The organism is Streptomyces sp. NBC_01283, from assembly GCF_041435335.1.
Classification (GTDB): domain Bacteria; phylum Actinomycetota; class Actinomycetes; order Streptomycetales; family Streptomycetaceae; genus Streptomyces.
On sequence record NZ_CP108430.1, the window covers coordinates 5,796,157 to 5,822,530 of the forward strand.

Here is a 26,374-nt window from a genome sequence, read left to right on the forward strand (position 1 = left end):
TGACCCAGGGAGGAGCATGGGACACATGGCAGACCGATTCATCGAAGTCTCCCTCGCCAAGCGAGGAGTTCAGTGCACGGCAAAGCTGCTCGACGACCGGGCCCCGTTGACCTGCGCGGCGGTGTGGGAGGCGCTTCCGCTCAGCGAGGACGTCTATCACGCGAAGTACGCCCGCAATGAGATCTACGCCCTCTTTCCGGCTTTCGCGGACCGTGAGCCGCCGCTGGAGAACCCGACAGTCACCCCCATTCCCGGTGACCTCTGCTATTTCTCCTTCAACGGGACGCAGTTGGGCACACAGGCCTATGGGTACGAACCGGCCGCCGACGTCAAGGCGGGCGCCACGGTCGTCGACCTCGCCCTCTTCTACGAGCGCAACAACCTGCTGCTCAACGGCGACGTCGGCTGGGTCCCCGGCATCGTCTGGGGTCAGGTGGTCGAGGGCCTCGACCAGATGGCCGAGGCCTGCAACGACCTGTGGCGCGCGGGCGCGCAGGGCGAGACGCTGAATTTCCGCAGAGCGTAGGACCCGCCGACTGACTCAGCTCGTGGCCGGCGGCGCGATCCTCGCGCCGCCCGCTTCGTACAGCGCGTGCGCGGCCCGCAGGACGAGTGCGTCGGCGTGCCGCGCCCCCACGATCTGCACCCCGATCGGCAGCCCCTCCCGGTCCACCCCGCAGGGGACGGTCGCGGCCGGCTGCTGCGTCAGGTTGAAGGGGTACGTGAACGGCGTCCATCCGGTCCACCGGCGATGGCCGGAACCTTTCGGTACCTCCGCCCCCGCCTCGAACGCGGTGATCGGCAACGTCGGAGTGACCAGCAGGTCGTACGTCTGGTGGAAGCGGCCCATGCGACGGCCCAGCTCCATGCGTACGTCAACTGCGGCGAGGTAGTCGAGCGCGCTGTACCGGGCGCCCTGCGCACAGATCTCGCGCAGCCCCGCGTCGAGCAACTCCCGCTGGGCGGGCGGCAGATGCTGGGTCACCCGCGCGGCGCCGCTGAACCACAGCGTGTGGAAGGCCTCCACCGGGTCCGTGAAGTCGGGGTCCGTCTCCTCGACGTACGCACCCTGCGCGGCAAGGGACTCCACCGCCTGCCGCACCGAGGCGGCGACCGCGGGCCGCACCGCGACCTGGCCGCCGAGCGAGGGTGAGTACGCGATGCGCAGTCCGCGTACGCCGCCTTCGATACCCGTGCGGAAGCTGCCCGCCACCGGGCCGAGCTGCGACCAGTCGCGCGGGTCGGGGCCGCTGATGACGTCCATCATCAGGGCCGCGTCCGCCGCGTCCCGCGTCATCGGCCCGACGTGCGCCAGCGTGCCGAACGCGGACGCGGGATACAGCGGCACCCGCCCGTACGTCGGCTTCAGCGCGAAGATCCCGCAGAAGGCGCCCGGGATCCGCACCGAGCCGCCGCCGTCCGTGCCGAGCGACAACGGCGCCGCGCCGAGCGCCACGGCCGCCGCGCTGCCCCCGCTGGAGCCGCCCGCGGTGCGCGAGGTGTCGTACGGATTGCGCGTGACCCCGCTCTGCGGGCTGTCCGTGACGCCCTTCCAGCCGAACTCGGGCGTCGTCGTCTTGCCGATGAACACCGCGCCGTGCTCACGGAGCCGCGCCACCGACGGCGCGTCCTCGTCCCACGTCCCCTCCGTACGCACGGTCTTCGAGCCCCGTAGCGTCGGGCCCCCGCGCTGCAGCAGGATGTCCTTGACCGAGACGGGAACCCCGTCCAGCAGGCCCTGCGGCTCACCGCTCCGCCACCGCGCGGCGCTCGACTCGGCCTGCGCGAGGGCCTCTTCGCCGTCGATGCGCACGAAGGCGTTCACCGCGGGCTGCACTTCCGCGGCCCTGGCCAGGGCCGCCCGTGTCGCGTCGACCGGACTGAATTCGCCCTTGCGATAGGCGTCGACGAGTTGTACCGCGGTGAGATCCGTGAGCTCGGTCATGCACGCTCCTCAAGGGGGAGGGAAGTGGCTCGCCTCAGGGGGAATCGGCCAGCCGATCGGCCGGCGAACCGGCCGGGGAATCGGCCAGCCAATCGGCCGGGGAGTGATCAATTCCCCGGTACATACCCACGTTTCTTGTCGACCACGTTGGCAAGAGGCCGCCCGGCCGCCCACTCCTCGTACAACTCGACGAACTGCGCGCCCAGTTCATCGCGCCAGCCCACCGTGTCGCCGCTCATGTGCGGGGACACGATCAGGCCCGGCGCCGTCCACAGCGGGCTGTCCGCCGGCAGCGGCTCGTGCTCGAAGACGTCGAGCGCCGCGCCCGCGATCCACCGCTTCGACAGGGCCGCCGCGAGATCGTCCTCCACGACGAGCGCGCCACGCCCGATGTTGATGAAACGCGCCGACGGCTGCATCATCCCGAAGCGCCGCTCGTCGAACATGCCGCGCGTGTCGTCCGTGAGGGGCGCCGCGCACACCACCCAGTCCGCGCGCGCCATCAGCCGGTCGAGCTCGTCGGGGCCGTGGACGCCGTTGCGCGCGCTGCGCCCCACCAGGGCGGTGATGATCCCGAGGCCCTTCAGCATCCGGACGATGGCGTGTCCGATCGGCCCCGAACCCACGACACACGCGCGCGTACGGGCGACTCGCTGGGTCTCGCGGTGCTGCCAGGTGCGCTCGCCCTGGAGCCGGAGGGTGTGCGGCAGGTCCTTGGCCATGGCCAGGACGAGGGCCGCCACGTACTCGGCGATCGGCTGGTCGAAGACGCCACGGGCGTTCGTCACCAGCGTGTCGGACTCGGCGAGCTCCGGGCACATGAGCCGGTCCACGCCCGCGCTCGCAGTGTGCACCCAGCGCGGGCGCGGGCCCTCACCCGGCCAGGCGAGCCGCACCGCGTCCGAGAGGAAGTCCCAGACCAGCAGCACATCGGCGTGGGGCAGTTGGGCCGCAAGGGTGTCCGCGTCGGCGTGCAGCACCCGAACGCGGCCGGTCAGGCTGCCGAGACGGGGCGGCGGGGCGGGGGACGGGGCGTCAAGGACCAGAACGGTTGTGTCGGACATCGGGGCCTTCGTCGATTCGGAGGTCGATTCGGACATCGAGGAGAAACCGTTTCGCAATGAGAGTCCGCTTCCCTGAGATTTGTGTCGGCCAGAGCCGTCTGAGATGCGCGGATTGACCACGCTCGCACCTGAAACTACCTTCGTCAACAGAGGTGCTCTATCACAAGCACCCCACGACTGAGTACTCTCCGTATGAGGTCATAGCACTCTCTGTAGCGCTTCCTTGGCGCCTTCTGCCCCATCCCGACGTCCCGGCGCGTCGCCGGTTCCGCATCTCCCGGCCCCCGGCCGGTCCCTCCATTGCACGCACGCACGAACTTGGGGCCTGCTCATGGACGTCTCCTTCCTCGGCGGACCACACCCTCAACGCGGTGTAGGTGTCGTCGCCCCTTTCGACTTCGCCCTCGACCGAGAGCTCTGGCGCTGGGTGCCGGACGAGGTCTCCCTCCATCTGACACGCACTCCGTACGTGCCCGTCGAGGTAAGCCTTGACCTGGCACGACTCGTCAGCGAGCACGAGACGCTCGGCGAGGCGGTGCGCGCCCTGAGCGCCGCCGAACCCGAAGTTCTCGCCTACGCCTGCACGTCCGGCAGCTTCGTCGGCGGCATCGCCGGCGAGCGCGCGATGTGCGAGGCCATGCACCGCGAGGGCGCGGTCTCCGCGGTCACCACATCGGGCGCGCTGCTCGAAGCGCTCGAGGATCTGGGCGCGCGGCGCATCGCGCTCGTCACGCCCTACACCTGGTCGGTGACCCAGTCCCTCGAGGAGTACCTGGCCGAATCGGGTGTGTCCGTCACCGGCCGTGCCTACCTGGGCCTGACCAGGCACATCTGGAAAGTGCCCTACAAGGACGTGGCGGAGATGGCGCGGCGCGCGGTGCTCGGCGGGGCCGACGCGCTGTTCATCAGCTGCACCAACCTCGCGACGTACGACGTCATTCCGCAGCTGGAGGCCGAGCTGCGGATGCCGGTGATCTCCGCGAACCAGGTGACGATGTGGTCCGCCCTGCGCCGTCTGGGTACGCATGCGGTAGGGCCCTACCAGGCGCTGATCAATCCGAGCGCCAGGCCGGGCGCGGGTCCGGTCGCCGGGCCCGGCGAACTGCCGGGCGTGGTGCCGCTCGATCCGCCCCAGGGCCTGCCCGAAGGACCACCAACGCTGCCTTGAAGGAGGCTGGAAGTGACCGCACTTGGTTTCCTCTATCCGGGTCACTCGGCTGAGGACGACTACCCCCGCATGGAGCAGATGCTGGGGAGTGATGTCCGGCTGCAGGTCGTCCACACCGACATCGGCGAGGACGCGCACCGGGTCGACGCGCTTCTGGAGATGGGATCGACCGAACGGCTCGCCGCCGGGGTCGAGGAGCTGCGTCTGTCCGGCGCGGACGCGGTGGTGTGGGCCTGCACCAGCGCGAGCTTCGTCTTCGGTTGGGAGGGCGCGCACGACCAGGTCCGGTCCTTGGCCCGGGCGGCGGGCCTGCCGGCGTCCAGTACGTCCTTCGCGTTCGCCCACGCGGTACGTGAGGTGGGGGCGAGCAGGGTCGCTGTCGCCGCGACGTATCCGGAGGACGTGGCCGGGCTCTTCGCGTCGTTCCTGAAGGCGGCCGGCGTGGAGGTCGTCTCGACGCAGGGGAGCGGCATCATCACGGCCGCGGAGGTCGGTACGTGGGGCTGGGAGGAGGTCCTGGCCATGGCCCGCGCGGGCGACCACCCCGATGCGGAGGCGCTCTTGCTCCCCGATACGGCTCTGCATACGGCCGCGTACGTCCATGACCTGGAGCAGGACCTCGGCAAACCGGTCCTGACGGCGAACCAGGTCACGGTCTGGGAGGCCCTGCGCCTGGCCTCCCGCCGCGTGAACGCTCCGTCCCTGGGCGCACTGTTCACCAAGGAGCCGGTGGTGCAGGTGCGGGAGTAGTTGCTGGGGTGGGTGCGGCTCCGCTCCGTGGGTGGGTGCGGGGCCGCGCCGGTATGTCCGTCCTCGCTGTCGTCCGGTGGCCGCGGGGCTACTCCGCCTCCGGAGTGCCGCGAACCGTGCTCCGGGCGGACATACCGGCACGTCCCCTCGCGTCTCGATGCCGGGTGCGGCAGATCGTTGACTGATCGATGGTGCTGCGGGGCAATCGGGTGGGTGGGCGGGAAAGGCCTGTTCGGGCAGAGGCGGGTTCGCGGGGATCACGTGCGTGGGGCGAGAGGTCCGGTCAAGGGAACCCCGCGGGAATAAAGCGGAGCCTGCCTCCTGTTGGACCGCGGCGTAAGGAGCACCGCACAAGCACCGCGCAGCAGGAGGCAGGACCCCCGTGACAGTGGACCCGAGCGACGACATCCGCGGCGAGCGGCACGGCAGCGCGCCCGTCCCGCTCTCCGTGCTCGACCTGGTGACCGTGGGCGCGGGGCGGACCGCCACCGACGCCCTGCGCAAGAGCGTGGAGATCGCCAAGCTGGCGGAGAACCGCGGCTACCACCGCTACTGGGTGGCCGAGCACCACTCCATGCCGGGCGTGGCCTCCTCGTCGCCGGCGGTCATCCTGGCCCACCTCGCCGCCCACACCGAGCGGATCCGCCTGGGCTCGGGCGGCGTCATGCTGCCCAACCACGCCCCCCTCGTCATCGCGGAGCAGTTCGGCACCCTGGAGGCCATGGCCCCGGGCCGCGTCGACCTGGGCCTGGGCCGCGCCCCGGGCACGGACGGCGCCACCGCCGCCGCGCTCCGCAGGACGGACCGCCTCAACGAAGGCGCCGACGACTTCCCCCAGCAGCTCGCCGAGCTCACCCGCTTCCTCGACGACGATTTCCCCGACGGGCACCCGTACAGCCGTATCCATGCCGTCCCCGGCCCGGTCCAGGCCACCTCGCCCGGCGGCGTGCAGTCCCCGCACCGCCCGCCCCTGTGGCTGCTCGGTTCCTCCGGGTTCAGCGCCCGCCTCGCGGGAGTCCTCGGCCTGCCCTTCGCCTTCGCGCACCACTTCTCCGCGCAGAACACGATCCCGGCGCTCGACCTCTACCGGGAGTCGTTCAAGCCGTCCGCCGTCCTCGATGCCCCGTACGCCCTCATCGGCGTATCGGCTCTGGCGACCGACGACGAGAAGGAGGCCCGGCGCCAGGTCCTCGCCGCCGCGCTGAACATGGTCCGTCTGCGCACCGGAAAGCCGGGGCTCGTCCCGACTCCCGAGGAGGCGGAGGCGTACGAATTCAGCGAGATGGAGCGGGAGTTCGTCGGCAGCTGGAACTCCAACGTCATCCACGGCACCGCCGACCAGGTCCGCACCGGTCTCGACGACCTCGCCAAGCGCACCGGCGCCGACGAGCTGATGATCACCGCCAACGCGCACAGCGGTGAAGTGCGGCTGCGTTCCTATGAGTTGATCGCGGACGCCTACGGGCTGCCCACCGCGTAGCCGCCGGTCAGCCGGCCGCGAGCAGCGCGGAGATACGATCCGGCGTCACCGGGCGGGAGTACAGCCACCCCTGCCCGGTGTCGCAGCCGATCCGCCGCAGCCGCGCCGCCTGCGACGTGGTCTCCACGCACTCCGCGGTGACGGTCAGACCGAGCCGGTGCGCGAGTTGCACCAGGGCCTCGACGATGACCTCGTCCGCGGGGTTGATGTGCGCCTCGCCCGCTTCCGCGTCGTACTGGAACCCCCGTACGAACGAGCCGTCCAGCTTCAGGACGGACACCGGGAGCCGGCTCAGGTACGCCAGGTTCGAGTACCCCGTGCCGAAGTCGTCGATGGCGATCCGCACCCCCATGTCGCTGAGCGACTGGAGGGCCTGCAGCGGGCGTCCCGCCGAGCCCATCACCGCCGACTCGGTGAGTTCGAGCTGGAGCAGTTCGGGGGCGAGGCCCGTCTCGGCGAGGATCTCCGCGACGTCGGCCACCAGGTCCGAGTCCCACACCTGCCGCACCGCGACGTTGACGCTCACGAAGACCGGCGGCCGGTCCGGGTGGTCGAGCTGCCACTGCCGGGCCTGGCGGCACGCCGTCCGCAGCACCCAGCGGCCCAGCTGCACGATCGAACCGTCCTCTTCCGCCAATCCGATGAACCGATTCGGCGTCAGCAGGCCGAAGCGCGGGTGCTGCCACCGCACGAGTGCCTCGACCCCGCGCAGACCGCCGTCCTCCAGGCGCACCAACGGCTGGTAGTCGAGCAGGAATTCGCCGCGCTCGACGGCCGGGCGCAGTGAACTCGACAGCGTCTGGCGGGTCATGCGGTGGGCGTTGCGCTCGGGGTCGAAGAGCGTCCAGCGTGCCTTGCCGTCCGACTTCGCCCAGTAGAGCGTCGTGTCGGCCGCCTGCATCAGGCAGGTCGTCGTGGTCCCCGCGGCCCGTCGCTCGACGACGCCGATCGACGCCGACACGGAGAGCCGCTGGCCCGCCAGGTCGAAGGGGTCCTGCAACGCCTTGAGCGCCGTGTCGGCGAGGTCGGCCAGCTGGTCCGTGCCCGTCGAGTCCTCCACGAGCAGCGCGAACTCGTCGCCGCCGAGCCGTGCGACCAGCGGCGCCGCCGCCCTGCCGTGACCGGCCTCGTCCGCGCACCGCGTGAGCCGCTCCGCGACGGCCGCGAGCAGCCGGTCGCCGACCCGGTGGCCGAGGGTGTCGTTGACCGCCTTGAACCCGTCGAGGTCCAGATAACAGAGGCCGATCCGGCCGGTGCCCGTGTCGTCGTACGCACCCGCTTCGAGCGCGGCGGCCAGGCGTTCGAAGAACAGGCTGCGGTTGGGCAGCCGGGTCACGGGATCGTGCATCTGCAGATGCCGCAGCCGGGCCTGGAGCTCGCGGCGTGCGCTGATGTCGGTGGCGGCGAGCAGCACCGTGCGCCCGCCGGGCATCGGCGAGACGGTGACCTGGACCCACAGCGAGTGCCCGTCGGGATGTTTCAGGCGCCGGGTGCAGCGCAGCTTCGCCTGGCGGCCGCGGAGCACCTCGCGGTACGCGTGCCAGGTGCGCGCGTCCGACGCGAGGTCCACCAGATCGGCGGCGAGCCGTCCCGCGAGCTCGTCCGGGGTCGCGCCGAGCAGCTCGGCGAGTGCGTCGTTGGCATCGATGACGAGACCCTCGCCGTCCACGACGCCGAGGGCGATCGGGGCGGCGGCGAAAGCGGCCCGATGATCGGGCCGTCGCCCCGGATGGCTACGCTCCGTAATGGGCGCCCTGGCGAGGTCGGGTGCTGTGACCGCTGTGGGCGCTTGGCCTTCAGACGTTCCGTTCACCACTTGCTCCCGCAGTGCAGTTGTTCGGCGAGGCCGGGCCCGCGCAGGAAAGTGTGCCGATCATAGGGGCTGGCCCGACGGCGCATCCAGCCACAGGGCGGTGCCGCGTGGCGGCCGTGCAGGGCATAGGACAGGTGCATGCCCGGCACGGATGTGGCACCCACCCGGCGGCAGATCGTTTCTGCTCGCCCGTGTACTGCTTCCTTTACGCCTCAATCTGCCCGGCGACAACTTGTGACGTTCCGTGAGCGCTCCGGAGCGGCTCTTCACTCGACCGGGTCAGACAAACAGGGCATTTCTCTAAAAAGATGCACAGGGTGGGTGGGATGCCCCGCAATCCGCACCCGGAGGTCGACGTGCCGCGTCAGCTACCCCCCTGGGGACTCACCCGTGGAGGGGAGAGACCCCGGTTGCGCAGCACGGCCGCCGCCCTCACGTCCCTGACCGCCCTTGCCGCCACGGGACTCGTCGCGGGCCCGGCGGTCGGCCAGACCTCAGCGGTCCCCTGCGCGCTCCAGCGCACCCCGGCGCATCACTCGGAGGGTCTCGACACCTGGAACGGCGCCTATCAGCGCCCCCATCGGACCCTCGACGCGGTGATGGTCTTCCTCTCCTTCCCCGACTCCCCGCCCCAGGTGTCGCCCGGGGAGCTCGCGGCCGACTACTTCCCCGCCACCAGCCAGTTCTTCGACAAGGCCTCCTACGGCAAGTTCACCCTGCGCCCGCACCCGCAGCGCGAGTGGGTCGAGATGCCGGACGACTCCACCTCGTACGCCATACAGCGTGACTGGAACGCCGCCCGGCGCAGCGCCTACCTGCGGGACGCGGTGACAGCGGCCGATCGGCAGGTCGACTTCTCGCGGTACGACGTCGTCTACTTCGTCGCCGACCCGGACGCGCCCGGCGTCGACTCGGACGCGACGAAGGTCGTCAACTTCGACCGGCCGATGCGGGCCGACGGCGCGGACATCAAGCGCATCGTCACGGTCTTCGAGCGGCACCCGCCGGACCGCAACGTCCTCGCCCACGAGACCGGCCACGTCTTCGACCTGCCCGACCTCTACCACCGGCCGACGGACGGCAAGGGGGACTGGGACACGCACGTCGGCGACTGGGACGTCATGGGCAGCCAGTTCGGGCTCTCGCCCGACCTCTTCGGCTGGCACAAGTGGAAGCTCGGGTGGCTCGACCGGCGGCAGGTGGCGTGCGTGGAGGGCAAGGGGCGGCGGCTGACGCTGGAGCCACTGTCGGCGCGGCCCGCGCGCGGGGGTGTCGGCGGCACCAAGCTGGCGGTCGTCCGCACGGGGCGCGGCAGCGCTATCGCCGTCGAGGCGCGCGGCGCGACGGGCATCGACCGTGCGACGTGCCGGGAGGGGGTGCTCGTCTACCGCGTACGGAACGAGGCGCCGTCCGGCGGTGGTCCGGTCGAGGTGCTCGACGCCCACCCGGGCTCGGACGCGTGCTGGGGCGGCTCGGTGTATCCGCCGCTCGCGGACGCGCCGGTGGGGGCGGGGGAGAGCTTCACGGTGCCGGACGAGAACGTGCACGTCGAGGTCGAGGGCCGGACGGCGACGGGGGCGTGGACGGTGAACGTGTCGGTGGGCTGAGGCCCGCAGTGTCGTGCTGGTGCCGGGCGTGGAACCGGTGCCGGGCATGAAAGAAGCCCCCCGCTTGCGCGAGGGGCTTCTTTCTGTCTGTGCGCCGCCAGGGACTCGAACCCCGGACCCGCTGATTAAGAGTCAGCTGCTCTAACCAACTGAGCTAGCGGCGCCTGCTGACGTCGTAGACCTTAGCATCCTGATCGCCGCCAGGAAAAATCGATATACGGACCGCGGAGCCCGCTGTCGCACGGGCCGCTCGGACGCAGGCCCAGAGCGCGATCTCGGGCCCGGGAAGCCAGGGGTGGCGGGCGTCGGGGGCCACCAGCCAGCGCGATTCGAGGTGCCCCTCAAGGCGGCCGGAGGGCACGCTTCCGCGGGCTCCCGCGGTGATCGGTGGCACCGTCACGGCGTCTCCCATGCCGTGGCAGAGGAGGCCGGGGACGGCTCGGCCCCACTCCTCCCACTCCAGCAGCGAGGGCAGGCGCTGGGCGGTCCCGGGGGCGGCGAAGAGGAGCATGCGGCCGCGGTGCGCGGCCACGGGGCCCGAGCCGGGGCCTTCGTCCCATAAGCGGTCGAGCATCCGCCGGCCGAAGACCGCGGGGACGCTCACCACGTCGAAGACGGAGCCGCAGGGGAGGACGGCGGGGGCGGTGGGGCGGGTGCGCCAGTGCGCGAGCGCGCTGCGCGGATACGTTTCCGCAGAGGCGAGCCAGGCGGCTCCCTCGGGGGTGACGTCGCAGATGTCCTGGACGTCGGCGGGGCCGGGATCCGGGTGGAGACGCGTGCTGCTCATGGCGACTACATGTACCGGTAGTGAGGGTTCCATTTCTGGGAGTTGCCAGAAACCGGGACAACGCTGGGTAGGGGGGAGTACCTTGCCCTCGTGGCATATGCCCCGTGATCTTCTCCAGGGGCCTGAAGGCCTCCGCACTCCCGCCCGGCGGCCCGTCCGGCGCCCCTCAGGCCTCCGGGCCGCCGCCCGTACCGGCCCCGCGCAGGAGATCCCGGCCGAACTCGACCATCTTCTTCGCGTAGTCCTCGGTCCACTGCGCGCGCTCGGCGATCACGGCGGGCGTCAGCCGGTCGAAGCGCCGGGGGTCGGCGAGCTGGGCCGCGGCGATCGCCTGGAACTCGACCGCGCGGTCCGTCGCGGCACGGAAGGCGTGGGTCAGTTCCGTGGCGCGGGCCAGGAGCTCCCGGGGGTCGTCCATCGACTCCAGGTCGAAGAAGTGCTCGGGATCGGCGACGGCTTCCGCGGGCTCGAAGAGCAGGGGCGCGGGTCGCAGACGCTGCTCGGTACGGGTCCGATCGGGCTCCGCCATGTTTCTTCCTCCTCGTACGGTTTCCGGCCGTGGGGCCGTCTTCCATTGTCCCTTGCCGCGCAAGGGGGCCATGGGCCCAGGGACGCCGGGCCACACGGTGTTCCGCGAGGCGGGCCAGTGCCGCGTGATTCGCCTCCCAGCCGTCGGGTGGGTGTCTTGGCGGTGGTCATGGACGCCAGGCCACACGGTGTTCCGCGAGCCGGGCCAGTACCGCGTGATTCGCCTCCCAGCCGTCCGGGAACTTCACCGTGACGCCCAGCTGGACCGGTTCCGTCGACGGGTGGTCGTCGAGGAGTTCGCTGACGCCCGCGCGGCAGATCACGATGCAGGCGTGCCGGTGGCGGGAGGCCAGGACGCAGAGACGGCCCGTCTCCAGGTGGAACGCGGTGGCGTCCGGGCGGCCGGAGAGCGGGTGCAGGACCACCGTCACATCGAACTCGCGGCCCTGGAGCCGGTTGGCGGTGTCCACAGTGACATCCGTGACGCCCAGCCCCGCGAGGGCCGCGCGCACCGCCGCCGCCTGGTCGCGGTGGGCGGTGCCGACGGCGATCCTGTCGGCCGTCAGCGGAGTGGGGTCAGGGCCGCGCTCCGACGTGGCCGCACCGCCGCGGTCCAGGAGGCGCCGGACGACCTGGGCCACCGCGCGTACGGCCTCGGGGTCGGTGCGCGGCGTGTTCCGCGCGGGCAGTTCGAGCAGGCCCCAGCCCGACTCCGCCGCCTCGTCGATCACCCGGTCCGGGCCCGAACCGTCCGACGGCACACCGAAGCCCAGGCGCCGGTCGCCGTGGTCGGTGCCGCTGCGGAAGGGCGTGTACGGATAGAACGCGGCCGAGACCAGTGGGGCTGCCGACGCCGGGAGCCGCCAGGACACCGGGAGCCGGTGCTGGGGCAGCTCGGGATTGTGCGCGAGCAGGGTCGTCACGGCACTCACCGACGGGTCGTACGCCAGACCGGCCCACTGCTCGGCGCCCACGATCGAGAACGGGTCGAGCTGGCCGGGATCGCCCACGAACAGGGCCCGCTCGAAGAGCCCCGCCACGGCGAGCAGCGCGTCCGAGCGCATTTGGTACGCCTCGTCCACGATCGCGTGCTGCCAGGGCGCGTCGAGCTTGCCGGCATCTACGTGCGCCCACTTCGCGGCGGTCGACACGACGACGTCGAGCCCGGCGAGATCGGCGGCCTTCGTGGACGTACGGACGGCGGGCAGGTCGTCGAGCGCCTTGTCGTACGCGTCCGGGTCACTGCTGTGCAGGCGGCCGACCGGCAGCTCGGGGTCCTTCTCGGCGAGGCGCAGCACCAGGTCGTCGACCTGGGCGTTCGTCTGCGCGATCACCATCAGCGGGCGTCCCGCCGCGGCCAGTTCGCGGGCCGCGCGGACCACGAGGGTCGACTTGCCGGCGCCGGGCGGCGAGTCGACGACGACGCCGCGGTGCGAGCTGTGCAGCGTGTCGTGCAGGATCGCGTCCGTGGCACGGGTGGCCGCGGCGCCCGGGTCGAAGGAGGCGCGGTCGAAGGGGGCGGTCGGACTCACAGGGTGTCCTCCGGCGTCACGGGGTCAGGGCGCTCGGCGGCGTCGCCCGGTGGGCCGCCGTGGGTCCAGGGAGTCGCCTCGGGGTCGGGCAGCTTGGCGCCACCGCGCTGCTCGTGCTCGAAGAGCGTCCAGCAGATCCGGTCGCCCTTCTCCGGCACGGAACCCTGCTCGGGCTCCTTGCCGCGGCCCATCTTGTCGGTGATGCGCAGGACGACGGTTCCTTCAGCCTCGTACGTGACGAACTCGGCCGTCTGCGGCTTGCCCTGGAGCGAGCGGTACACCTTCGCGCGCTCGGCCAGGTGCGGGTGGTCGTCCGTGCGGACGGTGACCAGGGGGCGCGGCCTGGGGCTCTTGCTCTCGCTGTACGCCATGACCACCTCGGTCACCTCACCGGCGAACGCCTCGCCCGCGAGCCGGCGGCCCGCCATCACCAAGGGGTCGTCGAGGGCTTCCTGGGCGTCGAGCCTGGCCTGCTCGCGCTCGCGCGTGGCGAGCTTGTTCGCCGCCGTCACCGCGTCGTCGATGCGGGGCTGCGGGGGTTCGCCCGCCGTCACGCGGTCCCGGTGGCCGGTGAACGACCAGCGGTCGCGGGTCCAGCGGTCCGTGGCATGCGGGGCCTCGGGGAGCGTGCAGAGCACGTCGAGGCCGCGCCACACCGCGTCCCAGGTGGGGCGGGTCCTGCTCTCGATCAGAGAACGGATCTCCCGCTCGGCGGCGGCCAGTTCGGCGAGGCGGGCGTCCGCCTGGATGCCGTCCTCGGCGGTGGCGAGGGCGCCGCGCGCGCGGTCGTGGCGCTCGATGGCCGGGGCGAGCAGGCGGTTGTCGAACGCCGGGTCCGTGGCGGGGCCCGCGGGCGGGCAGAGCAGCTGGCCGTCCTTGTCCCGCGCCAGCTCGGCGCGGAGCGCGGCGTCGGCCCCTGACGTTCCCTCCGGAGCCTCGACCCAGGCGAGCAGGGCGCCGAGGTGCTGGTCCTCCAGGCTGGACTGGCCGGTGGCCCAGTGCCGGGAGAGCAGTTCGGTCATGGCGACCAGGAGGGCGGAGCCGGGGACCCGGGCCCGCTCCCCGAAGTGCGTCAGCCAGCGGCCCAGGAGCGGGACGCGGGGCGGCGCGGGATACGGGGTCTCCGGGTCCTGCTCGGCGGTGCGGCGGAAGCGGGTGGAGCGGCCGATGAGCCGTACGAAGTCGATGCCGGCGCGGCTCGGGACGATCAGCTGCGGTGCGTCCGCGCAGAGTTCGGCCTCCACCTTGACGCGCTTGCCGGTCTCCGGGTCCGTCTCGCTGCGTTCGGCCGCCTCGACGTCGTCCGCGAACGAGTCCACGTACTCCAGGACGGTGTCCGCGAGTTGGGCGAGGAAGGTGAAGCGGAGGTCGCGGTCGCGGGGCTGCGGGACGACGAGGATGCGGGGCGAGGTGCGCTCCGTGCCGACGAGCGCGCCGAGCGGGGCACCGGCCTCACCTGCGGTGATGAGGGGGACGATGACGAGGGGGCGCTGGGAGAGGTGACGGTGCCGGACCGTTGCTCTCGGCTGGGCGCGACCCGTGGCCACCGCCTCCAGGCGGGCAAGATTATCGATCAACGACACCGGTCAGCCCTCCCCCGCGAGCCAGGCCCGCTCCCTTTGCCGCTCGACGGCAACTTCTCCCCACCCACGCACCCGGTCACCCGGCAGCGAGCGGGCAAGGGGCGAACGGTCACCGGAAAGCTGCGGAACGGGTGGGTGGGCGGGAAAGGAACACCCACCGCAGGGCGCCCGCGCCGGCCATGGCGTTGCGTGCCGCGCGGCAGCGGCGCGGAGGGGGTCAGCATGGTGTGCCCTCCGCTGAATCTCCGCCCGAGGCGCCCACGCCAGACAACGCCTCGGTACGGAGTCTCGCCGCTCTCCTCAGTGTCGCCACCGCCGGGTCCGACGGGTCGCCCGAGGTGCCCGCGGCTGCCGACAGGACGTCCCCGATCGTCGTGAGCCCGCCCAACTCGCCCCGCAGCGAACGGCCCAGGGCGGTCACCGCGCCCTGGGCGCGGGAGCGTTCGCGGCAGTGGAAGGCCAGTTCGCAGGCGGCCAGGCACTCGGGGGCATACGTCGCCGGGACCGATTCGACCGCGGCCGTCAGGTCCTCGGTGGGGCGGGTGACGTCGAACGTCGTGCCCTCCGGGAGTGCCGCCGCGATGTCCTCGATGCGGGTCAGGCGGTCCAACTGGCGCCGCGTCACCGAGAGTTGTTTGCGGACGTCGATCGCCGACGCCGTGGGCAGGTTCGAGAAGTCCTTGGGGCAGACCAGGAGCACGTGGTGCCGGATGCGGGGCGCGGGGTCCATGCGCGCCGCCACCTGTTCCAGGGCCAGTGCGTACACCGCGGCCTGGCGCGCCGCCGCGCCCACCTTCGCCGCGTCCGCCGAACCGTCGATCATCGGGAAGGACTTGATCTCGACGACGGTCCAGGAGCCGTCCGGATGGACCACCACCGCGTCCGGTTCGAGGAAGGCGGGCGTCCCCGCGACGTCCAGCGCCAGCATGGGATGGTCGAGGAGGGTCCAGCCCTCCGTCGACGTCGCCTCCCGCAGCGCGAGCGAGGTGCGGGCCGCGCGGCCCTCGGGGCCCACCGCGGCGAGGTCGGGGACGGACGATTCGCCCGGCACCGGCTCCGGACCGCCCCCGATCCTGCCGTGCACCAGCCGCAGCAGCTCCGCGCCGCCGTCGGCCTTGACCTTCGCCTCGAAGGCATTGCCCCGCATGAAAGCGAACTGCGACTGACCGAAGGGCGCGGGGGAGCCGAGGGACTGCGCCAGCGAGGCCTTGTCCACGCCCGCGCCGTCGAGGAGCGCGCGCCGCCGGCAGCCCGGGTTCGCGGCGAGGGCCGCGAGCGCGCGGGCATCGAGCGGCTGAGCGGGGACGTCCGGTCCGCGCAGCTCAGCGAGCCGCTGTCGGAGTGCTGTCCCCCGCTTCGGCGGGTCGGGCACTGGGCTCGGCGCCTGGCTCGGCAGGCCGCTTGCGCGGCCGGGGAATTCGCTCACCCGCCGAAGTCTGGCATCCAGCACTGACAATTGAGGACTCTGGTGCGGACGAGGCGGACGGCGAGCCCGCCAGGGACGTCTGCCGCGACCCGGCCCGCACCCCCGCCGAAGGCCGCGCGCCGTCGAACGGCAGTCCGGCCTTCGCCTTCACCCGGTCCGCGAGCCGCTGCACGGGCCGTACGAGGAGCAGTCCGACGCCCATCACCGCGGCACCCGCGACAGCGTCGAGGAAGTAGTGGTTCGCGGTGCCCATCACGACGATCGTGGTGATCAGGGGGTAGGCCACCGCCAGCGTCTTGACCAGCGGTGAACGGCCGTGGCGCCACAGCATGACCCCGCACCACAGCGCCCACCCGACATGCAGGCTGGGCATCGCCGCGTACTGGTTGGTCATGCCGCCGAGCCCGCGCGGCGCACTCGCCTCGCCGCCCCACCAGCCGAAGTCGCTGTACTGCGCCATGGTGTCGACGAAGCCGTACCCCTCGCTCAGCAGACGCGGCGGGCAGGTCGGCAGGAGCGTGAAGCCGATCAGGCCGATCATGGTCGAGGTCATCAGCCACGCGCGTGCCGCGCGGTAGTGGACCGCCCGGCTGCGGAAGAGCCAGACGAGGACCAGGGGCGTCACCAGGTAGTGGAGCGACGCGTACCAGAAGTCGGCCGGGACGCCTATCCAGGAATGTTCCGTGAAGAGGCGGTTCAGCGGGTGCTCGGCGTTGAGGCGCAGGAGCTTCTCGACGCGGAGGATCTCCAGTCCGTTGTCGACGGCGCCGGACACGTCACCGCGGGCCAGCAGGCGTCCCGCCGAGTACGCGGCGTACACCAGCACGAGCAGCGGCAACTCCGTCCACCAGCGAAGCCGGAGCGTGCGTATGCCCCCGGTGGCCGGAGCGTCGATCTGCGGCATCCGGTCGGTCCCCCATCTGTCTTTGGTCATGCGATGTTCAACGCCGCCTCACCCTACGGCGTACGCGAGAACACGCTGAGGCGGTCCCCGGTCGTCTTAGACGCAGAGATCGGCGGGCGGGTTGCTCCTGACGGGGACCAGTGATCGCGACCTGGGACGTGAGTGATGATGGAGGGTACGGACAGCTGTCTGTCCACAGAATTCGCTCTATGACAGCTGATGGTCATCGGCCGAATGCCGATGGCCGTCAGCCCGGAAAGGCTCGACATGGCACCGCGCATCCTGCTGGCCCGCCACGGACAGACGGAGTGGTCCCTGTCCGGGAAGCACACCGGCAGGACGGACGTCCCCCTCCTGGAAGAGGGCCGCAACGGCGCGAAGCTCCTGGGCGAGCGCCTGCACCGAGCCCCCTTCGCAGGCCTCCCGGACGTCGAGGTGCGCACCAGCCCCCTCTCCCGCGCACGGGAGACCTGCGAGATCGCCGGCTTCGGGGACCGTGCCACCACCTGGGACGCCCTCATGGAGTGGGACTACGGCTCCTACGAGGGGATGACCCCGGCCGAGATCCAGGACGTACACCCCGGCTGGTTCATCTGGCGCGACGGCGTCCCCCGGGGCGAGACCCTGGAGCAGGTCACCGCCCGCGCGGACGAGGTGGTGGCCTGGGCACGCGGCGCGGACCGCGACGTCCTGGTCTTCGCGCACGGGCACATCCTGCGCTCCATCGGCGCACGCTGGCTCGGCCTCGGCATCGATTTCGCCGCCCGCATCCGCCTCAACCCGACCTCGATCTCCACCCTGGGCTGGGCCTACGGAGAGCCCGCCATCGAGTCGTGGAACGACACCGGGCACCTGGCCTAGCGGCAGTACGGCCGGCTACACGGCCCGCGGCAGAGAAGCGTGCCGCTCCAGGAAGCCGCACACCCCCGAGGCCCGCCGGTGCGGAAGCAGCACCCGGGCCGTCGTGGCGAGCATCGACTGGATGCGCGACGACTGCACCTCGTCCAGGAGCCCGAGCACGCGCATGCCCGCCGTCGCCGCCTCGTCCGGGCGGCCCGCGCGGGCCAGGTCGTCGGCGAGCTGCGCGGTGTAGAGGGCGATGTTGCGGGTGAACTGCGGGGTCTGCGCCGACGCGATGCCCGCCGCGCGCCGTGCGTGCCGGGCGGCCCGCTCCCAGTCGCCGAGCGCCGACCAGCACTGTGCCTCCAGCACTTCGAGCTCGGCGGGGCCGTAGAAGGTCATCCACTCCGGGTCGGCGTCCGAAGGGCCCCGGTCGAAGAGGGCGTGCGCGCAGGTCAGTGACCGTTCGCAGCCCGCCCGGTCGCCGAGCCCCGCCCAGCCCCCGGCCTCGCGCAGCGCGAGGAGCGAGAGCAGCCGCGGCGACGAGAGGTGCCGGGCGGCCCGCGTCGCCGCCTGGGACGCCCGCACCGCCTCCCTGGGCCGCCCCGCGTCGCGTGCCAGGAACGCCGTGTTGCAGAAGGCGTGCGCCTCCAGGGCGGCATCGCCGGCCATGCGGGCCGTCGCGAGCGCCTCGGCGTAGTGCGAGCGGGCGTCGTCGAAGCGGCCCGAGTCGTGCGCCAGCCAGCCCACGGAGATGGAGAGTTCCCCGGCGCTCGTGTACAGCCGGTCCGCCATCGGCTGCCGGGTGGTGCCCGCGTCGAGCAGGGCGTAGGCGGTCCGCAGCGGGGCCGCCGCGCGCCGGTAGAGGCCGTCGGCGCCGTGCCGGTCGTCGAGCAGCCGGATCCTGCGCACGGCTTCCTCGACCGCGGTCGCCTCGGCCTCGCCCACCCGGCCGCCGCGCTGCGCGGTGGCCTCGGCGGCACTCGGTTCCGCGAGCCCGATGGGCCCCAGCGAGGCGGCAGCCACGGTGGCCGTGCCGCTCATGAATGCGCGTCGCCGCACGTCGATCTCCTCGTGACTCTGGATCTCGTACGGGTCGCACTCGTGCGGCTCGGGGCTCGGCGGCCCGGACGGGGGAGACTCATACAGCTGGATCGTGGTGTGTGGTGCGGGCGCCCCGGACGTGGCGCGCGCCCCCCGTCCGCGCACCGCGGAGCGGGGTACGAACCCCAGATCCGTCAGTGTCCGGCCGGGGAACAGGTGCAGGAGCACCCGCTCGTAGGCGTAGTTGGGGCAGCGGATCTCGCCCGCCTCGACGCGTCCGATGTAACGGGCGTCGCAGCTGACGCGCTCCCCGATCTCGCGAGCGGCCCTGCGGATCAGGGCGGCGAACTCGCCCGGCGAGCGCTGCCCGCGCAGCTGCCGGAAGTGAAGGTTCGGTTGTGGGGACGGAGTTGACGATGCCATCGGTGACGACGCCATGGCCTGACCCTCTCGTACGGATCGTGCCGGATTGTGCCGGATCCTGTGGATCCGGCGATGCTGCCCCTGTTCCGGCGGAGCACGAACGTACCCGTTGTGATGGGGGCGGCACGCGGAGTTTGGCTACAAACCGGATATCTCACCCATGATCTGCCATGAAGTGCCATCCTTTGCGGCGGCATTACGCCGTAGCTGTTGACGCCGTCCCGCGTTGAACCATGCGGAGAGGGAGCGACGCGGCTCCCGCCCTTGCGAGGAGGGGTCCCCTTGTTGGAGATCGGCGTGGAGAACGGCGAATCGCGGGCGTCGCTGACCACGGCTCGGCACCTGCCGACCCAGGACCGTAGCGCACCACCACAGCAGGGCATCCGGCCGGCGGCGCCCGCCGGGCCTCCCGGCTTCTGCGATCTCGTCACCGTCCCGGCCCGCCAGGGCCTCGAAGCGGTCGACATCCTGCGCCGCGGGGCGGGCGACGCCGTCGGTCCCGTCCTGCACGACGGGAGCTGCGACACCCTCGGCTTCCTGGTCCCGCCCGGCACCGCCGACGCCTGGGACCTGCCGGGCAGCGCGTGTACGCAGACCTTCGGCCGCGGTGCCCGGCTGGCCGTCGAGCCGGACCCCGTGCCCGGACCGCCCCCGGTGGCGGGCTCCGGCTGGCTGCTGCCCCCCGACGAGGCCGACCCGGTCACCGACCCCGCCGTGCTGCGCGCGGCGCTCGGCCAGGCGGCCCGCACGATCGAGGCCGCCGACAACTGCCGCTGAGCCCTCGGCGGGGCGGTGCCCCAAGGTCATCGGGCCGCGAGCTCCGCGTACGCCGATAATGGTCCGATGGCAAGGAACAGGCGATCCCGGGAAGAGGCGGAAGCCGTCGTCGAGGAAGTCGACGGGGGACTCGCGGAGCTGATGCCCGACCGGGACAGGCCGCGCGCGTGGACGCTGCTCGTGGATGGCGCCCCGCAGTCCCACGTCGACCTCGACGACCCGGCGTACCTCGACTTCGAGTACCAGCGCAGGATCGGCCACGCCGCCGACCTGGTCGCGCCGCCCGGCAAGCCGATCCAGGCCCTGCACCTCGGCGGCGGCGCCTTCACCCTCGCCCGCTACATAGCCGCGACCCGGCCCCGCTCCACCCAGCAGGTCATCGAGCGCGACACGGCGCTCGTCCAACTCGTCCGCCGCGAGCTGCCGTTGGACCCGCAGGCGCGGATACGGGTGCGCGGCACCGACGCCCGCGAAGGGCTCGCGAAGATCGCGGACGGCTGGGCGGACCTCGTCATCGCCGATGTCTTCAGCGGCGCCCGCACCCCCGCCCACCTCACCAGCGCCGAGTTCCTCACCGACGTACGCCGGGTCCTGAAGCCCGGCGGTCTCTACGCGGCCAACCTCGCCGACGGGCCGCCGCTCGCGCATCTGCGCGGCCAGCTCGCCACCGCCTCCGCGCTCTTCCCGGAGCTCGCGCTCATCGCCGACCCCGCCGTGCTGCGGGGCAAGCGGTTCGGCAACGCGGTGCTCGTCGGCTCCGACCGGCCGCTGCCGATCGCCGAGCTGACCCGGCGCAGCGCGGGGGACTCGCATCCGGCGCGGGTCGAGCACGGCAGGGCGCTCATCGACTTCAGCGGGGGAGCGGCGGCGGTCACGGACGCGAGCGCGGTGGCATCGCCCGCGCCGCCTCCCTCGGTGTTCCGATGAAGGCGGTCCGCTGAGACGTTCCGCCGAAACGCGTGCGGGTCAGTATTTGTTGATCTCGACCGCCGGGGCGTGGTCGTGCCATGTGCAGAACACCGAGACCTTGTCGGCGCCCGACGTGAACTCCACCCGGATCCAGGTGTCCTGCTTCCACACCTGCACCGACCAGCCCGCCGCCGGGGTCGCCGACACCAGAGTCGCGGAGTCCTTGCCGAGGTCGAAGACGACCCGGCCGCCGTCGGAGGAGTAGCTCTTCACGTTGCCGGGGGCGGGGGCCGGTGCGGAGGGGGTGCTCGGCTTGCCGGTCCCGGACTTCGACGGCTCGCTCTCGGGGGACTTCGACGGCTTCTGTGTCTTCGAGGGCTTCGATGGCTTCGGTGTCGGCGTCGGGTCCGGGCGGTGCGTGGAGGACGAGAGCGGCTCCGCGCGGTCGCCGTCGGCGGCCAGGGGAACGGCACGCGGAGGGTCGTAGGCGGTGCCCGCCATGACCGTGTGGACACCCCACCAGGAGAGCGTGACCGCCGCGCCCGTGGCGAGCGACCAAGCCATTGCGTGTATGAGTCCTCTGCGCATCGCGAGCCATACTGCACCACCGGGGCGCCCGGCGTCCCAGGAGGACCGGGGTCACTCATATGGCGTACGGTGCCGCCCATGGCAAGTGTGCTCGTCGTCGAGGATGACCAGTTCGTACGCTCCGCTCTCATCCGGCATCTGACCGAGGCATCGCACACCGTGCGCAGCGTCGGCACGGCCCTGGAGGCGCTGCGCGAGGTGGCCCATTTCCGTTTCGACGTGGTGATCCTGGACCTCGGTCTGCCCGATCTGGACGGTTCCGAGGCGTTGAAGATGCTCCGCGGGATCACCGACGTCCCCGTGATCATCGCCACCGCGCGTGACGACGAGACCGAGATCGTCAGGCTCCTGAACGACGGCGCCGACGACTACCTGACCAAGCCGTTCTCCGTCGAGCACCTGTCGGCCCGGATGGCCGCCGTCCTGCGCCGCTCGCGCGTCACCGCGGGCGAGGCTCCGCCGAGCCGGGAGATACGCGTCGGCGGGCTCGCCATAGACCCGCTGCGCCGCCAGGCGGAGCTGGACGGCGCGCGGCTCGACCTGACCCGGCGCGAGTTCGACCTGCTCGCCTTCCTCGCGGGGCGGCCCGGTGTCGTCGTACCGCGCAAGGAACTGCTCGCCGAGGTGTGGCAGCAGAGTTACGGGGACGACCAGACCATCGACGTACATCTGTCGTGGCTGCGTAGGAAGTTGGGCGAAACGGCCGCGAGGCCGCGCTATCTGCACACGCTGCGGGGTGTCGGCGTCAAGCTGGAGCCACCCCAGTGAGGTGGGCGCTCGTCAAGGTGTGCCTGGCCGTCACGACGATGGTCGTGGTCGCCTTCGCGGTGCCGCTCGGGCTCGTCATCCAGGAGATGGCGCGGGACCGGGCCTTCTCGAACGCGGAGCGGCACGCGGCCGGCATGGGCCCCACGCTCTCCATCACCACCGACCGCGATCAGCTGACGAAGGCCGTCGCCACGTCCGAGGCGGGCGGCGAGGGCCGCATGGCCGTGTACGTACCGGCCACCGACGACGCGCCCGCCCTGGACATCGGCGACGGGCGGGCGGACGCGTCCGCGGTGGAGACGACGCGCAAGGAGGGCAGGGCGCGGACCACGACGGTGGAGGGCGGCTTCGCGCTGCTCCAGCCGACGGCGCTGAGCTCCACCCAGATCGCCGTGGTCGAGATCTTCGTGCCCGAAGGCGCGGTCAGCAACGGCGTGACCACCGCCTGGCTGGTGCTCGCGGGCGTCGGCGTCGCGCTGATCATCGGGTCCGTGGCGGTGGCGGACCGGCTCGGCGTACGCATGGTGCAGCCCGCCAAGCGGCTCGTGGGCGCGGCGCAGTCCCTCGGGGAGGGGAAGCTGGGGGCGCGGGTCCCCGAGGAGGGGCCGACGGAGCTGCGGCTTGCCGCCGTAGCGTTCAACTCGATGGCCGACCAGGTGGTCCAGCTCCTGGCGAACGAGCGGGAACTGGCGGCGGACCTGTCGCACCGCCTGCGCACTCCGCTGACGGTGCTGCGGCTCAACGCGGCCTCGCTGGGGGACGGTCCCGCCGCCGAGCAGACCCGGATCGCGGTGGAGAAGCTGGAGCGCGAGGTCGACACGATCATCCGCACCGCTCGCGACGCCAAGCCGCAGACAGCCGCGGTCGGCCCCGGCGCGGGCTGCGACGCCTCCGAGGTGATCCAGGAGCGGATGGCCTTCTGGTCGGCGCTCGCGGAGGACGAGGGGCGCGAGGTGCGGGTCGCGGGGGTGGAGCGGCCGGTGTGGATACCGGTGGCACGCCCCGAGCTCGTCGCCGCCCTGGACGCGTTGCTGGGCAACGTCTTCCGGCACACGCGGGAGGGCTCGGCGTTCGCGGTGGACGTGCACAGCGGGGAGGACGCGGTGATCGTCCTCGTCTCGGACGCGGGGGCGGGGATCGCCGACCCCGAGGCCGCGTTGGCGCGGGGCGCCGGTTCGGGTGCCGATGGCTCGACGGGGCTCGGCCTGGACATCGTGCGGCAGCTCGCGGAGTCCACCGGCGGCGATGTCCGTATCGGGCGGTCCGTGCTCGGCGGTACCGAGGTCCGCATCTGGATCCAGCTGGACGGGCGTCGGCCGGTGGCCGGGGGGCGTGGGCACGGGGGTTCCGTACGCCGTCGGAAGCGGACCGCCGGCGCGCGCTAGCCCTGAACCGCCGCTGAGCCCTGCGCCGCCGAATCCTGAACCGCCGCTTCGCGACGGATTTTTCCCGCCCACCCACCCGTTCACCCCGCCTCTAGCTGTGAACGAGAGCCCACCATTAACCGCCCCCGATCGCTCCCTTAAGCCCGCCCTAAGATCCAGTGCAGAGCCCCATATGCCCGCAATGCCGCGTCCCCGCGAGGCTAACGTGCTGCACGCATCCCCACAGCACCCCCACCCCCGCACAGCTAAGGCAGGCACGCGATGAGCAGTACGCATCGGCGCACGGTGAGCACCAGGTCCAAGGTCATAGGCGGGCTCGCGGCCGCCGCCCTCATCGGTGGCGGCGCCTTCGCCCTCTCCGGGACGGCCCTTGCGACCAAAGCTCCCGCCGAGGACACCGCGAAGGCCGCGGGCAGTGCCAAGTTCGCCCCGTTCGTGGACACTTCGCTCGCCCCCGCGTACGACCTCGTCGACACCGCCGACAAGACCGGCGTGAAGGAGTTCACCCTCGCCTTCATCACCTCCGGCGGCGGCTGCGAGCCCCTCTGGGGCGGCGCCACCGGCCTCGACGACGACAAGGTCGCCTCGCAGATCGAAGCCCTGCGAGCCAAGGGCGGCGACGTACGCGTGTCCTTCGGCGGTCAGGCGGGCTCCGAGCTGGGCCTCAAGTGCGACACCGCCGACGAGCTGGCCAAGGCGTACGGCAAGGTCATCGACAAGTACAAGCTGACGAAGGTCGACTTCGACATCGAGGGCGCGGCCCTTCCGGAGACCGCCGCCAACACCCGCCGCGCACAGGCCATCGCGCAGCTGCAGAAGGAACACGAGGGTCTGGACGTCTCGTTCACGCTGCCCGTCATGCCCGAGGGCCTGACGCAGCCGGGCGTCGACCTCGTCGCCGACGCCAAGAAGAACGGCGTGCAGGTCTCCGCCGTCAACATCATGGCCATGGACTACGGGGCTTCCTACAGCGGTGACATGGGCAAGTACGCCATCGACGCCGCCACCGCCACGCAGAAGCAGATCAAGGGTGCCCTCGGTCTGTCCGACGAGGCGGCCTGGAAGGCCGTCGCGGTCACCCCGATGATCGGCGTCAACGACGTCACCACCGAGGTCTTCAAGGTCGACGACGCCACGGAGCTGGTGAAGTTCGCCGAGGAGAAGGGTCTCGGCTGGCTGGCGATGTGGTCCTCGACCCGCGACAAGGCCTGTGAGGGCGGCGCCAACGGCGGTGCCTCGCCGACCTGTTCCTCGATCGAGCAGGAGCCGCTCGCCTTCACCAAGGCCTTCGGCGCCTACAAGTAGCCACCGCCCCCCACGGCGCCTCGACCGGTACCCCCCCACCCGGTCGGGGCGCCCACCTCTGTCCCGTACTTCCCGTCCCTCCCGTACTTCCCTTACTACGCCTTCGACGCCTGCCACTCCGACGCGTAGTCGTTGAAGATCGACCGCAGGTGATGCCCGATCTTCAGGTAGTCGAGGTCGTCGAGGTTCGCGAGCGACACCCGAACCGACCACTCGGGACCCTCGAAGCCGCCGCCGTTCAGGAGCACCACGTGCGTCTGCTCGGCGAGGCGGAACAGCGGGTCGACCGGCTCGTAGTTCTTCTCCAGGAAGTCGGCGAAGTCCTTGCCGTGGACGCGTTCGGCCTCGGCGAGCAGATCGAGCTCGATGTAGTAGCCGGCCCGGTGCGGGTCGTCCGAGATCTTCATCTCGGCGCCCTCCAGAAGGAGTTCGAGCCGCTGCCGCACGATCGCGCGGATGCGGAGCTTGTACGCCTGTCCCTCCTCCAGCATGTCGAAGAGGGAGAAGAGGACCATCATCATCTGCTGCGGGAGGGACAGCCCCGAGGTGTGGTTCAGCGCCACCTGCCGGGAGTCCGCGACCAGGCGGTCGATGAACCTGATCTTCTCCGGCTCAAGCGTCAGCGTCCCGTACCGCTTGGCGAGCCGGTCCTTCTCCGCCTGCGGCAGCGCCGCGATCAGCTCGTCGATGACGTTGTCGTCGTTCAGCCCGATGACGCCCAGCCGCCAGCCGGTGGCGCCGTAGTGCTTGGAGTACGAGTAGACGAGCAGCGTGTTGCGCGGCAGGTCGGCGGCGACGGACCGGAAGCCCTCGACGAACGTCCCGTACACGTCGTCCGTCACGATCAGCAGGTTCGGGTTCGATGTGGCGACGATCTGCTTGATCTGGTCCGCGACCCGCTGACTCAGCGCAAGCGAGGGCGGGTTGGAGGGATTGACCAGGCAGACCATCTTGATGTCCGAGTCGGCGAGCTTGGCGACCTCCTCCTCCGGGTAGCGCCACTCCCGCACGCCCGCCTCGGCGAACATGCTGGCCTCGACGTACGTCACGTCGAACTCGTACGTGTCGAGCTCGGGGATCTCGACGTACGGCGTGAACACCGGCACCATCAGGGCGATCTTGTCGCCCTTGTGCAGGACGCCGTTCTTCATGAGCGAGTCGAAGATGTAGCACATCGCGGCCGTGCCGCCCTCGGTGGCGAACAGGCTGAGGTTGCCCGGCGGGGGCTTGTGGTCGAACATCTCGTCTGCGATGTAGCCGCGCACGATCTCCTCGGCGTGCTTCAGCATCCGGTCGGGGACGGGGTAGTTGTCGCCGACCGAGCTGTCCGTCAGCTCGTGGACGAATTCGTCCCGGTCGAAGCCGAACCGCTCGACGGCGTACTCCACGCACTTCTGGAGCAGCTCGATGCCGGGCAGGTCCGGGTGCTGCCGCACGAAGGTGTCGAAGCGGGCGCCCGACCCCTTCTTCTCCGGCATGCCCCCGAGGTCGTCGGCGGTCCACACCCTCCTCGACTCCGAGAGGGCGAAGTAGCCGAGCGCGTAGAAGGCCTCGCGGGGCCCGGTGGCGATCCAGTTGGGGTTGCCGCGTCCCGCGTTGAGCATCTGGACGCTGGACGTCTCCTTCTGCCCCGGCTTGTCGGCCTGCACCGCCTGGGCGATCTGGATGAACTTGTCCTTCAGCTCGAAGGGGCTGAGCTGGGCGAAGGACTGGATTTCCTCGCGGGTGAAGGTGGTCTTGGGCACGGC

At 71.7% G+C, this 26,374-nt stretch carries 23 protein-coding genes and 1 tRNA gene; 11 read left to right on the top strand and 13 right to left on the bottom strand.

The genetic code is table 11. The annotated features are described in order from the left end of the window. The first annotated feature begins 25 nt into the window (after positions 1–25). Positions 26–526, top strand: coding sequence for a DUF3830 family protein (locus OG302_RS26430; protein WP_249589757.1), 501 nt, complete (start codon positions 26–28; stop codon positions 524–526). Positions 527–541: 15 nt separating this feature from the next. On the opposite strand, the gene OG302_RS26435 is transcribed toward OG302_RS26430, so the two are convergent. After that, positions 542–1,945 carry an amidase gene (locus tag OG302_RS26435; protein ID WP_371529040.1) on the bottom strand — a complete coding sequence of 468 codons (1,404 nt, stop codon included), beginning with the start codon at positions 1,943–1,945 and terminating at the stop codon, positions 542–544. A gap of 107 nt (positions 1,946–2,052) precedes the next feature. Next, complete coding sequence (locus OG302_RS26440; RefSeq protein WP_371529041.1) at positions 2,053–3,009, bottom strand: D-2-hydroxyacid dehydrogenase; 957 nt, start codon at positions 3,007–3,009, stop codon at positions 2,053–2,055. 331 nt (positions 3,010–3,340) lie between these two features. Between OG302_RS26440 and OG302_RS26445 the strand changes: the two genes are divergently transcribed. From OG302_RS26445 to OG302_RS26455, 3 genes are all read left to right on the top strand, one after another. Then, positions 3,341–4,177, top strand: a complete 837-nt coding sequence (locus tag OG302_RS26445) for a decarboxylase (RefSeq protein WP_361836281.1) — start codon at positions 3,341–3,343, stop codon at positions 4,175–4,177. Positions 4,178–4,189: 12 nt separating this feature from the next. Further along, positions 4,190–4,927 carry a decarboxylase gene (locus tag OG302_RS26450; RefSeq protein WP_371529042.1) on the top strand — a complete coding sequence of 246 codons (738 nt, stop codon included), beginning with the start codon at positions 4,190–4,192 and terminating at the stop codon, positions 4,925–4,927. A gap of 382 nt (positions 4,928–5,309) precedes the next feature. After that, a complete protein-coding gene (locus tag OG302_RS26455) occupies positions 5,310–6,407 on the top strand; it encodes an LLM class flavin-dependent oxidoreductase (protein WP_371529043.1) in 1,098 nt (365 codons plus the stop codon). Between the two features lie 7 nt (positions 6,408–6,414). Here the strand turns inward: OG302_RS26455 and OG302_RS26460 are convergent, their stop codons facing one another. Then, positions 6,415–8,220: a putative bifunctional diguanylate cyclase/phosphodiesterase gene (locus tag OG302_RS26460; RefSeq protein WP_371529044.1), complete on the bottom strand. Its 1,806-nt coding sequence runs from the start codon at positions 8,218–8,220 to the stop codon at positions 6,415–6,417. A 326-nt stretch (positions 8,221–8,546) separates the two neighbouring features. On the opposite strand from OG302_RS26460, the gene OG302_RS26465 reads away from it, so the two are divergent. Further along, positions 8,547–9,827 carry a M6 family metalloprotease domain-containing protein gene (locus tag OG302_RS26465; protein WP_371529045.1) on the top strand — a complete coding sequence of 427 codons (1,281 nt, stop codon included), beginning with the start codon at positions 8,547–8,549 and terminating at the stop codon, positions 9,825–9,827. Positions 9,828–9,917: 90 nt separating this feature from the next. On the opposite strand, the gene OG302_RS26470 is transcribed toward OG302_RS26465, so the two are convergent. The 7 genes from OG302_RS26470 to OG302_RS26500 all read right to left on the bottom strand — a co-directional run bounded on the left by OG302_RS26470 (position 9,918) and on the right by OG302_RS26500 (position 16,587). Then, positions 9,918–9,991: transfer RNA gene (locus OG302_RS26470), tRNA-Lys, on the bottom strand. Then, positions 9,982–10,614, bottom strand: a complete 633-nt coding sequence (locus tag OG302_RS26475; protein WP_371529046.1) for a bifunctional DNA primase/polymerase — start codon at positions 10,612–10,614, stop codon at positions 9,982–9,984. The genes OG302_RS26470 and OG302_RS26475 overlap by 10 nt, the downstream gene beginning before the upstream one ends. Positions 10,615–10,780: 166 nt before the next feature. Next, complete coding sequence (locus OG302_RS26480; RefSeq protein WP_371529047.1) at positions 10,781–11,143, bottom strand: hypothetical protein; 363 nt, start codon at positions 11,141–11,143, stop codon at positions 10,781–10,783. Positions 11,144–11,309: 166 nt separating this feature from the next. Then, the gene (locus tag OG302_RS26485) at positions 11,310–12,674 is read right to left on the bottom strand and encodes an AAA domain-containing protein (RefSeq protein ID WP_371529048.1); all 1,365 of its coding nucleotides are present in this window, start codon (positions 12,672–12,674) and stop codon (positions 11,310–11,312) included. Further along, the gene (locus OG302_RS26490) at positions 12,671–14,257 is read right to left on the bottom strand and encodes a hypothetical protein (protein ID WP_371529049.1); all 1,587 of its coding nucleotides are present in this window, start codon (positions 14,255–14,257) and stop codon (positions 12,671–12,673) included. Before OG302_RS26490 ends, OG302_RS26485 begins: the two co-directional genes overlap by 4 nt. A gap of 217 nt (positions 14,258–14,474) precedes the next feature. After that, a complete protein-coding gene (locus OG302_RS26495; protein WP_371529050.1) occupies positions 14,475–15,629 on the bottom strand; it encodes a hypothetical protein in 1,155 nt (384 codons plus the stop codon). Beyond that, positions 15,580–16,587 (bottom strand): phosphatase PAP2 family protein, encoded by a 1,008-nt coding sequence (locus OG302_RS26500; RefSeq protein ID WP_371750239.1) that lies wholly within the window; start codon positions 16,585–16,587, stop codon positions 15,580–15,582. Before OG302_RS26500 ends, OG302_RS26495 begins: the two co-directional genes overlap by 50 nt. 267 nt (positions 16,588–16,854) lie before the next feature. On the opposite strand from OG302_RS26500, the gene OG302_RS26505 reads away from it, so the two are divergent. Then, complete coding sequence (locus tag OG302_RS26505) at positions 16,855–17,448, top strand: histidine phosphatase family protein (RefSeq protein ID WP_371529051.1); 594 nt, start codon at positions 16,855–16,857, stop codon at positions 17,446–17,448. 15 nt (positions 17,449–17,463) lie between these two features. Here OG302_RS26505 and OG302_RS26510 read toward each other — a convergent pair whose 3' ends face one another. Next, on the bottom strand, positions 17,464–18,909 hold the full coding sequence (locus OG302_RS26510; protein ID WP_371529052.1) for a tetratricopeptide repeat protein: 1,446 nt from the start codon (positions 18,907–18,909) through the stop codon (positions 17,464–17,466). Positions 18,910–19,176: 267 nt separating this feature from the next. Between OG302_RS26510 and OG302_RS26515 the strand changes: the two genes are divergently transcribed. Both OG302_RS26515 and OG302_RS26520 read left to right on the top strand, forming a co-directional pair. Beyond that, positions 19,177–19,671, top strand: coding sequence for a hypothetical protein (locus OG302_RS26515; RefSeq protein ID WP_371529053.1), 495 nt, complete (start codon positions 19,177–19,179; stop codon positions 19,669–19,671). Positions 19,672–19,737: 66 nt separating this feature from the next. After that, complete coding sequence (locus OG302_RS26520) at positions 19,738–20,598, top strand: spermidine synthase (RefSeq protein WP_371529054.1); 861 nt, start codon at positions 19,738–19,740, stop codon at positions 20,596–20,598. Positions 20,599–20,637: 39 nt separating this feature from the next. Here OG302_RS26520 and OG302_RS26525 read toward each other — a convergent pair whose 3' ends face one another. Then, complete coding sequence (locus OG302_RS26525) at positions 20,638–21,168, bottom strand: hypothetical protein (RefSeq protein WP_371529055.1); 531 nt, start codon at positions 21,166–21,168, stop codon at positions 20,638–20,640. Between the two features lie 78 nt (positions 21,169–21,246). Between OG302_RS26525 and OG302_RS26530 the strand changes: the two genes are divergently transcribed. The 3 genes from OG302_RS26530 (at position 21,247) to OG302_RS26540 (ending at position 24,626) form a co-directional block, all read left to right on the top strand. Then, positions 21,247–21,936: a response regulator transcription factor gene (locus tag OG302_RS26530; RefSeq protein WP_371529056.1), complete on the top strand. Its 690-nt coding sequence runs from the start codon at positions 21,247–21,249 to the stop codon at positions 21,934–21,936. Next, positions 21,933–23,321 (top strand): sensor histidine kinase, encoded by a 1,389-nt coding sequence (locus tag OG302_RS26535; RefSeq protein ID WP_371529057.1) that lies wholly within the window; start codon positions 21,933–21,935, stop codon positions 23,319–23,321. Before OG302_RS26530 ends, OG302_RS26535 begins: the two co-directional genes overlap by 4 nt. A gap of 261 nt (positions 23,322–23,582) precedes the next feature. Continuing rightward, positions 23,583–24,626, top strand: coding sequence for a chitinase (locus OG302_RS26540; RefSeq protein WP_371529058.1), 1,044 nt, complete (start codon positions 23,583–23,585; stop codon positions 24,624–24,626). Between the two features lie 95 nt (positions 24,627–24,721). Here OG302_RS26540 and OG302_RS26545 read toward each other — a convergent pair whose 3' ends face one another. After that, on the bottom strand, positions 24,722–26,371 hold the full coding sequence (locus OG302_RS26545) for a bifunctional aspartate transaminase/aspartate 4-decarboxylase (protein ID WP_371529059.1): 1,650 nt from the start codon (positions 26,369–26,371) through the stop codon (positions 24,722–24,724). Positions 26,372–26,374 lie beyond the last annotated feature (3 nt).

Excerpts from the sequence above, each read along its gene's own strand:
- OG302_RS26430 (WP_249589757.1), top strand. The coding sequence starts at position 26 with ATGGCAGACCGATTCATCGAAGTCTCCCTCGCCAAGCGAGGAGTTCAG.
- OG302_RS26435 (WP_371529040.1), bottom strand. The coding sequence starts at position 1,945 with ATGACCGAGCTCACGGATCTCACCGCGGTACAACTCGTCGACGCCTAT.
- OG302_RS26440 (WP_371529041.1), bottom strand. The coding sequence starts at position 3,009 with ATGTCCGACACAACCGTTCTGGTCCTTGACGCCCCGTCCCCCGCCCCG.
- OG302_RS26445 (WP_361836281.1), top strand. The coding sequence starts at position 3,341 with ATGGACGTCTCCTTCCTCGGCGGACCACACCCTCAACGCGGTGTAGGT.
- OG302_RS26465 (WP_371529045.1), top strand. The coding sequence starts at position 8,547 with ATGCCCCGCAATCCGCACCCGGAGGTCGACGTGCCGCGTCAGCTACCC.
- OG302_RS26475 (WP_371529046.1), bottom strand. The coding sequence starts at position 10,614 with ATGAGCAGCACGCGTCTCCACCCGGATCCCGGCCCCGCCGACGTCCAG.
- OG302_RS26480 (WP_371529047.1), bottom strand. The coding sequence starts at position 11,143 with ATGGCGGAGCCCGATCGGACCCGTACCGAGCAGCGTCTGCGACCCGCG.
- OG302_RS26500 (WP_371750239.1), bottom strand. The coding sequence starts at position 16,587 with ATGCCGCAGATCGACGCTCCGGCCACCGGGGGCATACGCACGCTCCGG.
- OG302_RS26505 (WP_371529051.1), top strand. The coding sequence starts at position 16,855 with ATGGCACCGCGCATCCTGCTGGCCCGCCACGGACAGACGGAGTGGTCC.
- OG302_RS26510 (WP_371529052.1), bottom strand. The coding sequence starts at position 18,909 with ATGGCGTCGTCACCGATGGCATCGTCAACTCCGTCCCCACAACCGAAC.
- OG302_RS26520 (WP_371529054.1), top strand. The coding sequence starts at position 19,738 with ATGGCAAGGAACAGGCGATCCCGGGAAGAGGCGGAAGCCGTCGTCGAG.
- OG302_RS26525 (WP_371529055.1), bottom strand. The coding sequence starts at position 21,168 with ATGCGCAGAGGACTCATACACGCAATGGCTTGGTCGCTCGCCACGGGC.
- OG302_RS26530 (WP_371529056.1), top strand. The coding sequence starts at position 21,247 with ATGGCAAGTGTGCTCGTCGTCGAGGATGACCAGTTCGTACGCTCCGCT.
- OG302_RS26540 (WP_371529058.1), top strand. The coding sequence starts at position 23,583 with ATGAGCAGTACGCATCGGCGCACGGTGAGCACCAGGTCCAAGGTCATA.